At 38.1% G+C, this 9692-nt stretch carries 10 protein-coding genes; 6 read left to right on the top strand and 4 right to left on the bottom strand.

Going from position 1 to position 9692, the window contains the following annotated elements; all coding sequences use genetic code 11:
* Window positions 1–133 precede the first annotated feature (133 nt).
* The 4 genes from C406_RS0104795 to C406_RS20475 all read left to right on the top strand — a co-directional run bounded on the left by C406_RS0104795 (window position 134) and on the right by C406_RS20475 (window position 4410).
* Entirely contained in the window at window positions 134–1384 is a 1251-nt protein-coding gene (locus tag C406_RS0104795; RefSeq protein WP_017379461.1) for a hemolysin family protein, read from the top strand.
* A gap of 225 nt (window positions 1385–1609) precedes the next feature.
* Window positions 1610–2155: an RNA polymerase sigma factor gene (locus C406_RS0104800; RefSeq protein WP_017379462.1), complete on the top strand. Its 546-nt coding sequence runs from the start codon at window positions 1610–1612 to the stop codon at window positions 2153–2155.
* Between the two features lie 309 nt (window positions 2156–2464).
* The gene (locus C406_RS0104805; RefSeq protein ID WP_017379463.1) at window positions 2465–3919 is read left to right on the top strand and encodes a phospholipase D family protein; all 1455 of its coding nucleotides are present in this window, start codon (window positions 2465–2467) and stop codon (window positions 3917–3919) included.
* 347 nt (window positions 3920–4266) lie between these two features.
* Window positions 4267–4410 carry a hypothetical protein gene (locus C406_RS20475; protein ID WP_155966698.1) on the top strand — a complete coding sequence of 48 codons (144 nt, stop codon included), beginning with the start codon at window positions 4267–4269 and terminating at the stop codon, window positions 4408–4410.
* Window positions 4411–4875: 465 nt separating this feature from the next.
* Here the strand turns inward: C406_RS20475 and C406_RS0104815 are convergent, their stop codons facing one another.
* From C406_RS0104815 to C406_RS0104825, 3 genes are all read right to left on the bottom strand, one after another.
* Complete coding sequence (locus C406_RS0104815) at window positions 4876–6447, bottom strand: ABC-F family ATP-binding cassette domain-containing protein (protein ID WP_017379465.1); 1572 nt, start codon at window positions 6445–6447, stop codon at window positions 4876–4878.
* Between the two features lie 108 nt (window positions 6448–6555).
* Window positions 6556–6738: an SE1832 family protein gene (locus C406_RS0104820; RefSeq protein WP_017379466.1), complete on the bottom strand. Its 183-nt coding sequence runs from the start codon at window positions 6736–6738 to the stop codon at window positions 6556–6558.
* A 43-nt stretch (window positions 6739–6781) separates the two neighbouring features.
* Window positions 6782–7804 carry a hypothetical protein gene (locus C406_RS0104825; protein WP_017379467.1) on the bottom strand — a complete coding sequence of 341 codons (1023 nt, stop codon included), beginning with the start codon at window positions 7802–7804 and terminating at the stop codon, window positions 6782–6784.
* A 119-nt stretch (window positions 7805–7923) separates the two neighbouring features.
* Here C406_RS0104825 and C406_RS0104830 point away from each other — a divergent pair, with 119 nt between their 5' ends.
* Together C406_RS0104830 and C406_RS0104835 are read left to right on the top strand one after the other, a co-directional pair.
* Entirely contained in the window at window positions 7924–8592 is a 669-nt protein-coding gene (locus C406_RS0104830; protein WP_237740511.1) for an NAD-dependent epimerase/dehydratase family protein, read from the top strand.
* 193 nt (window positions 8593–8785) lie between these two features.
* On the top strand, window positions 8786–9349 hold the full coding sequence (locus C406_RS0104835; RefSeq protein ID WP_017379469.1) for an NADPH-dependent FMN reductase: 564 nt from the start codon (window positions 8786–8788) through the stop codon (window positions 9347–9349).
* Window positions 9350–9425: 76 nt separating this feature from the next.
* Here the strand turns inward: C406_RS0104835 and C406_RS20965 are convergent.
* The coding region (locus C406_RS20965) for a hypothetical protein (protein ID WP_237740512.1) at window positions 9426–9692 on the bottom strand (267 nt) is incomplete at its 5' end.

The following is a 9692-nucleotide window of genomic DNA, read 5'->3' on the forward strand; positions in this document are numbered from 1 at the left end:
CGATAATGGAAATAGTATAGCACAACGATTTATAGAGACACAAAAGAGACGTTAAAATTCACAATATGATATGATGAGACTACTAGAAATTGAGCGGGAACTTTTTTGACTCATATAGGAGGAAACACGGTTAATGGAATTTTTAAGTTTAGCCATTTGTTTAGTTTTATCACTTTTCTTCTCGGGAAGTGAAACAGCATTAACGGCAGTCAATAGGATGAAGGTTCAGCTTCGTGCTGAGCATGGGGACCGAATGTCGCAAAAACTCCTCATGTTACTCGCTAAGCCGGACCGTATGATTACGACAATTTTAATAGGAAATAATATTGTTAACATTTTGATGCCTATATTATTGACATTTATTGTATTGAAGTATAATTGGAATATCGCAATTGCGACGACAATATTAACAGTAACTATTATCATTTTTGGTGAAGTACTCCCAAAAACAATAGCTGTTACATTTTCAGATCGTATTTCGTATATAGTAGCACCAATTATTGCATTTCTTGTTCAAATTCTTCGCCCCATCACATTTTTAATTGCGAAGTTTACAAATATTTTCATTCGTATTATCTCTAAGGGCACAATTAAACAAGCAACTTTAACAAAAGAAGAACTGCGAACGATGGTAGATATCGCATCAACAGAAGGTACATTCCAAGAAGATGAGTCTGAACGATTAAAAGGCGTTCTAGATTTCCCTCATAAAGACGTTGAAGATGTACTAGAAACTCATCGTACAGAAATAGTCGGTATTCAAATGAACTCTACATATGAAGAAGCACGTGATATTATTTTGGAACATTATTACACGCGCTACCCAGTGTTTGAAGAAAGTATGGATCATATTGTGGGAATGTTTTATTCGAAAACGCTGATTGAATGGTCGATGGATCCTACAATGGAAATGCACGAATTAATTGACCGTGAACCATTGTTTGTTGTTCAATCTGTGAGTGTTGAAAAAGTTTTCAAACAAATGCTTACCAAGAAAAAACATATGGCGATCGTCCTTGATGAATATGGTGGTACTCTTGGAATCGTGACGCATGAAGACATTATTGAAGAAATGATTGGTCAAGAAATTGAAGATGAATCAGATGAAGACGAAGATGTTTTAGTTTATGAAATGAATGAAACTCGTCTCATTTGTCATGGTCGATTAGAAATTGAAGATGTAAACGAAATGTTCAAAGTTCAAGTTCCAAATGATCATGATACAATCGGTGGATTTGTTTTGGAACAGTTGGGACATATGCCAGAAAACGGTGAGCAGTTTAGTTATGATAATCTTCATTTTGAAGTGAATTTAATGGATCGTAACCGTATCTTACAATTAACTGTCACAATTAAAGACAATGAAGAAGTGTTGAATGACTAATCGTCATTTAACACTTTTTTTCTTGTCTTGGATATTTTCCAGGTTGACGGAGTGTGCTTCCAGGTTGATGCAGTAAGGTTCCAGGTTGTACAAAATCTCTGATTGGGGCTCTCCGCGTTTCAACCTTACACATATGTAAGAAATATGAAAGTGAATACGATAGAGAGTAAGGTTCGTTTTTGGCAATATATAGTTAACAGCAAAAACGAAAGGAGGACGAACCTTATGAACGATCAATTAGAGAAAGTTTACGAAGACTATCAGCGTTATATATATCACTTATGTTTAAAGTTAACGCGCAATCAAACTGAAGCCGAAGACTTAATGCAAGAAGTGTGGGTAAAGGTTGTACGCTATCAAGCATACATAAAAGATGTTGATCATGTTAAAGCTTGGTTAACAACAATATGTTTGAATACTTTCCGCGATCGCTACCGTAAAACAGTACGTCGCAGCAAGCATATTATAAATCAACCTGAACAACTAGATGTTCCCGTACTGGATTTAATTCCAAGCCATTCACTAAGTACAGAAGATATGCTTGAAAAAGACGATTTGTCGCAAATGGTTCAGCAAAAAATTTCGGCGTTAGATCACATATACAAAACAACAGTACTTTACTTTTATGTATATCAATATTCACTAGTTGAAATCGCAGCATTGATGAAAGTGTCGATTGGGACTGTTAAATCGCGTCTTTTCCGTGCAAAACAACGCTTAAAAGAAATGATGATAGCGGATACTAATGCAGTTGAATATCTGCCTGCATAATGAAATCACAGTCACTTTTGACTGTGATTTTTTGTGTTTAAGGAGATAAAATAAGCGGTTAAAAGCTCAGTTGTAATTAAAGAAGGTGACGTTGTAAAAATTGACGTTCACGTAGTAATTTTGAGCACTTTGGTTGTAAAAATCACGTTCCACGTTGTAGTAGTTAAATACTGAAGGAAACTACTGCTCATTATTTGCTCATTATTCCAAATAAAATGTATGGAATTAGAAGTTCCATCTGGTTTGCTGATGCACCAACAAGGGAATAACGGAATAATAAACGACAAAGTTTCAAAGGGGGAAACGTATATGGTCAACAAAACACGCAAACAATGGAGCAAAAGAAAACGCATTGTTATAGGTTCTTTAGGCGTATTGTCTCTTATTTATATTGCTGTTATTTTGTGGCACACATTTAAACCATTGCCACAAGGTGTTTCGTACGATGGAGAGTTACATAAAACAGATGCAGTAGACTTTATTACGGATTTGACGTATGCGCAAGATCAAAAAGGCAAGGACATGGTGCATGAAAACCATATTTTTGATGCAGTGAATACAATGATTAAAGAAGCAGATGACTTTGTTGTCGTTGATTTTTTCTCGTTTGACGGATATTACGATGAGAAAGTAGATTTCCCTAAAATTGCGGACACGCTATCTACAACACTAGCAAATAAAAAGAGAGAAAATCCTGATATGCCAGTGGTGTTTATTACTGATCCACTTAATCGTGGCTATGGATCATATGAGAATGAATGGTTTAAAAAAATGCGAGATGCCGGAGTTGAAATTGTTTATACCGATATAGAACAATTGCGCGACTCTACACCTATTTATTCAGGAATTCACCGAACGTTCTTCCAATGGTTTGATATAGGTGGGAAAGGTTGGATTGCGAATGCGACGGCGAGCGAAGCGCCTAAAATGACAATTGCCTCATATATGACATTACTAAACATAAAAGCAAACCATCGAAAAGTAGTAGTGACAGATAAAGAAGCCATGGTGACTTCTTCAAATCCTCACGATGCAAGTGGATTCCACGGTAACATTGCATTAAAAGTAACTGGACCAATAATAAATGATATTTTAGAAGCTGAAGAAGCAGTTTCATTATTCTCTGGTGGACCTGAACTACCGCGTGCAAAAGTGGAAGAAAGTGACGGGGAATATGAAGTTCAATATGTAACGGAGAAAAAGATTTTGGACGCTTTACTTGCAGATTTGGCTAATACCGAAAAAGGCGATAAGATATGGCTGGGTATGTTCTTCATAGCAAAACGCGATATCGTTAATGCCTTAATCGATGCAGCAAATCGTGGAGTTGAAGTTAATATGATTTTGGATCCAAACGAAAACTCATTTGGCCAAGAAAAATCAGGATTGCCGAATCGTCCTGTAGTCCAAGAGATGGTGGAAGATACGAAAGACAAGATAAACATTCGTTGGTACAATGCCGTAATTGGACAGTACCATACAAAGGCAATTTGGATTCAAACAGACGACCAGACGGTAATTTCAAGTGGATCTGGTAACTATACGGAACGCACACTTGATAATTACAACCTTGAGAGCAATATGCGGGTCGTCGCGCCAAACGACAGTGAACTCGTCGGTGAAATGGAAGACTATTTCGAACGTATTTGGAACAATGAAGACGCTATGTACACGGTAGACATGGAAGAGTTTCAAGATGACTTCACGTGGTGGCAACGCTGGATTTATACATTCCAAAAATCAATAAAAGTAACAACATATTAACTTGAGAAACCCCAGACACTGAAAGATTCAATTTATAATTTCTTAGCTTATGGACTAGTAAAGGTGTGATTTCCGTTACAGGTGGACGCGTTCCGCGGGGCGATCGCCAAGCCTCCTCGTCCGCCTTGCTACCTGCGGGGTCTCGTCAGTCTCGCTTTTCCCGCCGGAGTCGCCACCTTCCACTTCAATCACTTGTACAGATATTAACTTTCATTTAAAAAAGGTGTGGTTCCTTTGTCTGTTCAAAATCTAACAGAATGTGCCGGTTTTTTAATCTAAACAAGCAATCCTTTCCTCAATTTGTAGAGAAAAGGATTGATTGTGTACTAATTTCGTGTGATATCCCGATGATTTCCAATCAAGAATCTTTAAATATTAGTCCATTTATAGCGATTTACGATATCGTTGTCCTAGAAAATAATACGCTAGGCCAAATCAATGAACTCGTCGTCGCCTTTTCTTTTATGCTCGAAGAATTGAAACATAAATAGTGTCTAGATAACGGACTCAATGCAGTGCCGCCGATTTGCATGTTCAAATATCATATGCAGGTCTATTTTGTATGCAGATGCAAGGAGCCATGGTGATAATTGCCGTAAACCTCAAACGAATTATGTCCTTACTGATGGAATCAGAGTAAGCAATACGACATGTCGCCTTTTTCAATTTAAACACACTTACAAATTTTGATAACGTAAGTTTTTCAGTGGCCTCAACTTTATTTGCGACGGTTTTTGAATGGATATAGTCAAGTATGTTAAATTGTGTGAAAAAGGTGAATATTAGATAACGGAATACGAATTTCAGATAAAGCACTGTGAATACGAGTTGTCCTCGTGTGAAATGGAGTTATCGCATAACGAATCCTCGATAACCGCGTCGTAAAAGAGATAAAGTAAAAACTCTCAGAAACGAGTAACATAAAAAAAGCCGCTGAACTTCAGCGGCCTTTTAGCTTATTTTGATTCTTCTACATGGACACCGGTTTGGAACCAGTCTTCAACATTCCATACTTTCGTAACTAAATCTTCATAAAAATCCGGTTCATGACTGACTAATACAATCGTACCTTTATATGCAGTCATGGCACGCTTTAGTTCTTCTTTAGCATGTATGTCTAAATGGTTGGTAGGTTCATCAAAAAGCATCCAATTGCTTTCTTCCATCATTAGCTTACATAGACGCACTTTTGCTTGCTCGCCACCACTTAAACTTTTCATTGGTCGTGAGATATGCTCATTTTTTAAACCGGTACGTGCTAATGCAGCTCGTACTTGGCTTTGTTCCATACTAGGATACGTTTTCCAAATCTCTTCAATCGGTGTTACATTGTCTGCTTTTACTTCTTGTTCGAAATAAGTTGTGGTTAAGAAATCTCCACGTCTTACATTACCACCGAGTGCAGGGACTTTGCCTAACATCGTTTTAAGTAACGTCGATTTACCAACACCGTTCATACCAACGAGCGCAATTTTTTCCCCGCGTTCAATTGTAAACGATAAGGGAGGTAATAAGGCTTTATCATAGCCAATGACTAAATTTTCCGCTTCCACTACATAACGACTTGGACTACGCGTTTCTTTAAAGGCAAATTGAGGCTTCGCAGCTGTTTCAGGACGGTCAATTCGCTCAATTCGATCAAGTTGCTTCTGACGAGATTTTGCACGTCCTGTCGTGGAGTAACGGGCTTTATTTTTTGCGATAAAGTCTTCTGTTTTCTTAATTAAATCTCTTTGTTTTTCATAAGCATCAATATGTTGACGTTTATTAATTTCTGCAAGCTCAAGGAACTTTTCATACGACGCCGTAAAGCGAGACAGTTTTGAGAATTCCAATTGGAAAATGACGTCTACGATGCCATTCATAAATTCAGTATCATGAGAAATAAGCAAAAAAGCGTGAGGATAGCTCTTCAAATAATTTGTTAACCAGCCAATATGCTCTTCATCTAAATAGTTGGTCGGCTCATCAAGTAGCAATACTTTTGGTTTCTCAAGTAGTAATTTAGCTAGCAATACTTTCGTACGCTGACCACCTGAAAGAGCAGATACTTCACGGTCTAGTCCAATTGCATCTAAACCAAGACCACGTGCTATTTCTTCAATTTTCATGTCAAGTGTATAAAAGTCACCTGCATCTAAGGCATCTTGAATATCTGCCATTTGTTCGAGAAGCACTTCTAATTCTTCAGGTGTTGCATCACCCATTTTGCCAGTGATTTCATTCATTTCTGCTTCTTTTTTGTAAAGAGGTAGGAACGCATCACTCAAGGTATCGCGCATAGATCTTCCTTGTTCTAAAAGTGTGTGCTGATCCAAATAACCGTAATGAGTACCTGGAAGCCACTCCACTTTACCAGAATCATAAATGATTTCACCTGTAATAATGCTCATCAATGTCGATTTACCGACACCGTTTGCTCCAACTAACCCAACGTGTTCTCCTTCAACTAAGCGGAATGATACGTCTTTAAATAGTGTACGGTCACCAAATGTGTGACCTAAATTATCAACTGTTAATAATGCCATGTTTTCATTCCTCCATTAGAAAAACGCAACTTGCACTAAAAAGGGTGCAAGAAAATGTTTTTATTTATACTGATAGCCGAAACTGAACAAAGAAAACTCGCAGGCTTGTTACAGCGCCGCGAGTTTTTTGTTTAGTTCTGCGAGTTGTACTTCCATGTTTCCTAAACGTTGCTCGGCTTGTTCAATCATGGCAGGGTGCCCAGTGGACTCCATCTTTTCCATGTCGCCTTGCAACCGTATATAGTCCATCTTTAATTCGGCAATTTGTGTTTGAATTTGTTGTAAAGTCATATAAGAGAAACCCTCTTTTATCACATTGTATCACATATTGCGGTTATTTGGTGATTTCTCGTGCTTCTTCTTGTATGGTTCTTTCTAAAAATTGTTGCATGTTGAGATTATTTAAAGGTAACTTTAACGCTAATTGTTTTTTAACCGCACGCAAACTGCGTTTTGGATGAAGAATCGTCTCCATTACGGCATTTTGCAAATGGGATTGTTTTAGTTTGCGACCAAGTCCTAAATAGATGAAACCATTTGATTCTCTAGGAAAAGCTTGTTGCGCTTCTTTTTCGTCTTCCGCAATGACGATACAAGGTTTACCAATAACAGCTACGTAGTAAGGAGTGAAGCTAGCATCGCAAATAACTAAATCAGATTCACTAATAAGTTGGATTGGGTCGTCACACTCTACAATTCGTGATTGCTTGCGTCCTAATGCCATTAATTTCAAATCATCGCGACTATGATGATAACTCGAATGAAGAGCGACGGTAATGGCAAGCGGAATTTGTAAATGTAATAAATGACGTAGTGTTCGATACGACAAGTTATCTGCATCGTCATCTGCAAATGTCACGACGACATGTGGAAGAGGAAGAGTAGTAACTTGTTTTAAACCTGAATTTGCATAAGGTTCTAATTCGTCAGGGACCACAAATCCACTTGGCCCCGTTACATAATGGGAAGGAACTGGCTCACGATCTTCACGGTACAAGGATTGAACGACACGCGTTGCGGTTTTTCCTCCTTCACCAAAGTCGTCAAAATGTAATGTAACCGGAACGAGTGAAGATAAAAGTTTACCTTCGTCGATGTCAGTATCACAGCCATCTGAAATGACTACATCGGGTTCATATTCTTCTAGTAATGCCTTCAAATCAGCTTTTCTTGCATATGAGAGAGGGGCAAACCCTTTTTGATCGAGCGTTTGAAGGACCACTGTTTGTTTCACGGGAGCAGCAAATAGAATACGGTGAGATGCTAGCAATTTTGCTAAGTGTATACATCTCGTTACAGGATAGCCAGCACGCCCGATCGTAAATAAAATGGTCTTTTGTTGAATTTGGTTACTCATTTCATTCCCACCTTTCATCTTCTATTTAACGTATGGGAAATAGTTACTCCGTATGAGTAAATATTCAGAATTTGCATGTTCATATGGTAAACTTAAACTAGTAGGCCATTAAGAATGGAGTGTTGATTTTGGGGAACAAAATAGCAATGGTAGCAGGCGCATCAGGCCTTACAGGTTCACATTTGGTCAAGTTTCTTTGTGAAAATGAAGCATACGAAAAGGTAATAATCATTGTCCGTAAAGAATTTTCCTATAGTCATCCAAAATTAGTGACAAAAATAAAAAATCTAGATCAAGTAACAAATAATGACTTCGAAGGGGTCCATGATTTCTTTTGTTGTTTAGGGTCGACAAAGAAGAAAGCAGGTTCAAAAGAGGCATTTGAGAAAGTAGACTTAATTGCTCCCGTTGAAATGGGGAAAAATGCGCAGTTACAAGGCGTGAACCATATGTTAGTCGTTTCAGCAATGGGCGCAAATCCGAAATCCTCAGTTCACTACAACCGAGTCAAAGGGGCTATGGAAGAAAAAGTATCCGAGCTTTCGCTTCCACATGTGTCTATATTTAGACCTTCTTTATTAATAGGTGATCGCCAAGAGTTTCGTTTAGGCGAACAATTTGGGGCAACGATGATGAAACTATTAAAATCTTTTTTCATTGGACCATTAAAGAAATACCTGGCAATCGAAGCGAAGCAAGTAGCATTTGCAATGATGCAAAAGGCATTAGAACCACAATCTAGAACCGTAGCGATATATGAGTCTGAAGTAATTGCTCAAATAAAATAAGCTAAAAAAATTAATCTCAAGGTACTTGCATGTTTGATTCACTCTTAATAGATAAATTGAATTTGAGCAGCACATCGCTTAACAAAGTTCAGCCGAAAGAATGAACTTTCACTTATATAGAGCTCTATGCTTAGGGCAAGGCTTTGATATTTGATACAATAACCATATAAGAAAGTATGTAAGGAGGATGAACATGAAAATTCTGCTAATAGACGGGACAATTATTGGGTCTAAAACTGGAGCTATTTTAGAGCAAGTGAAAGTATATATTGAACAATTAAATGGGGAGTTAAAACTTGAAATCCTGAAGCTTTCTGATTTTGAACATCAGTTCGTCGATGGACGCCCACTTGAAAAATACAATGATGACATGCGCCTCCTCGTGCGTAAGTTTGAAGAAGCGGAAGGCTATGTGTTAGCTACGCCGATTTTCCAAGGATCCATTCCGGGTGTCTTGAAAAATACGTTTGATTTATTGCATCCACGCACGATGCGCTATAAGCCTGTATCTATTGTTGCTAATGGTGGGACTTATCAACATCATTTAGTTGTTGAAAATCAATTAAAGCCAATCCTTGATTACTTCCGTTGTCTTGTTACACCTAATTATGTGTACACAACGACCCATCACTTTGGTGAAGGAAATGTCATTGTCGATCAAGATGTACATGACCGTCTACGCGAACTCGCACGCGTGTTTGTGCAATATGCGGAAATGGGAAAAAACTTATCAAAAGAAACAATAGATAAACATTGAGGAAAAAAGCCACTTCGTATAGTCGACGAAGTGGCTTTTTGTTGGATATTAATGGGCGGACGGGAATAAATCGTTCTCAAACTAGAATAAACAAAAATGAATATGAATAATTAAGGTTGTACAATATATGACGTTGGTGAAATAAAATCCCCTTCTCGATAAAACTGTAGAAAGGAATTTCACTAATATCATTTTTATAAATATCTATGCAACTAAAAGAAGCCTGATACACGCTGTTTTCCGTTCCGAGCGGACGCGTTCCGTGGGGCGTGCGGTGAGCCTCCTCGTCGCGAAAACCGCGCTCCTGTGGGGTCTTACCTGTCACGCTAATCCCACCGGAGTC

Source organism: Paenisporosarcina sp. TG-14, from assembly GCF_000297555.1.
Classification (GTDB): Bacteria; Bacillota; Bacilli; order Bacillales_A; family Planococcaceae; genus Paenisporosarcina; species Paenisporosarcina antarctica.

Bases quoted from the DNA above. Each gene is read 5' to 3' on its own strand.
- C406_RS0104795 (WP_017379461.1), top strand. From the start codon at position 134: ATGGAATTTTTAAGTTTAGCCATTTGTTTAGTTTTATCACTTTTCTTC.
- C406_RS0104800 (WP_017379462.1), top strand. From the start codon at position 1,610: ATGAACGATCAATTAGAGAAAGTTTACGAAGACTATCAGCGTTATATA.
- C406_RS0104805 (WP_017379463.1), top strand. From the start codon at position 2,465: ATGGTCAACAAAACACGCAAACAATGGAGCAAAAGAAAACGCATTGTT.
- C406_RS20475 (WP_155966698.1), top strand. From the start codon at position 4,267: ATGATTTCCAATCAAGAATCTTTAAATATTAGTCCATTTATAGCGATT.
- C406_RS0104815 (WP_017379465.1), bottom strand. From the start codon at position 6,447: ATGGCATTATTAACAGTTGATAATTTAGGTCACACATTTGGTGACCGT.
- C406_RS0104820 (WP_017379466.1), bottom strand. From the start codon at position 6,738: ATGACTTTACAACAAATTCAAACACAAATTGCCGAATTAAAGATGGAC.
- C406_RS0104825 (WP_017379467.1), bottom strand. From the start codon at position 7,804: ATGAGTAACCAAATTCAACAAAAGACCATTTTATTTACGATCGGGCGT.
- C406_RS0104835 (WP_017379469.1), top strand. From the start codon at position 8,786: ATGAAAATTCTGCTAATAGACGGGACAATTATTGGGTCTAAAACTGGA.